Source organism: Burkholderia sp. JPY481 (genome assembly GCF_038900515.1).
Taxonomy (GTDB): Bacteria; Pseudomonadota; Gammaproteobacteria; order Burkholderiales; family Burkholderiaceae; genus Paraburkholderia; species Paraburkholderia youngii.
Map to the genome: position 1 here is coordinate 1 of NZ_JAYMRT010000108.1, position 879 is coordinate 879.

Sequence of the window (879 nt, forward strand, 5' to 3'; positions counted from 1 at the left end):
CGCGGCGATGGTGGTGGGGCTGCTGGCGATCCTGAAAGCGGGGGGCGCGTATGTGCCGCTGGATGCGGCGTATCCGGGCGCGCGGCTGCGGCAGATTCTGGGGGAGGCGGCGCCGCGGCTGGTGCTGTCCGATGCGGCGGGGCGTGCGGCGCTGGGCGGGGAGGCGCTCGCTGGGGTGGGGCTGGTGGAGCTGGAGGCGCAGTCGCCGGCGTGGGCCGGGCAGCCGTCATCGGATCCGGATGTGCGCGCGCTGGGCCTGGGTCCGCACCATCTGGCCTATGTGATCTACACGTCGGGTTCCACCGGCACGCCCAAGGGCGTGATGGTCGAGCACCGCAGCACCGTGAACCTGCTGCACTGGAGCCGCCGCGTGTTTGCGGAATCCGAGACCAGCCGCATGCTGTTCTCTACCTCGATCGGCTTCGACCTGTCGGTCTATGAGTGCTTCGTTACGCTGTCGCAGGGAGGCACACTCTATCTTGTCGAGGATGCGCTGGCACTGACGCAGACACCCCTAGATGTCTCGCTGATCAACACGGTTCCCTCGACGATGGCGGCGCTGCTCGACCAGCAGGCCGTACCGGCATCGGCGCGCGTAATCAACCTGGCGGGTGAGCGGTTGCCCGCCAGCCTGATTGGCAGAGTGTTCAGCAGCAGTGGCGCAGAGAAGATCTGCAACCTGTACGCTCCGTCCGAAACGACGACGTATTCGACCTGGACCTGCATGGCAAGGGCGGAGGCGGTCGTTGAAACGATCGGCCGTCCGATTGCGAACACGCGGGTGTACGTGCTGGACGGTCATGGCGAGCCGGTGCCGTTCGGGGCGGTGGGCGAGCTCTACATTGGCGGGGCGGGCGTGACGCGTGGCTACCTGAACCG

At 67.6% G+C, this 879-nt stretch carries 1 protein-coding gene; it reads left to right on the forward strand.

The features are described 5' to 3' along the window. On the forward strand, positions 1-879 hold an 879-nt coding region (locus tag VSR82_RS39855; protein WP_498858911.1), incomplete at both ends, for an AMP-binding protein.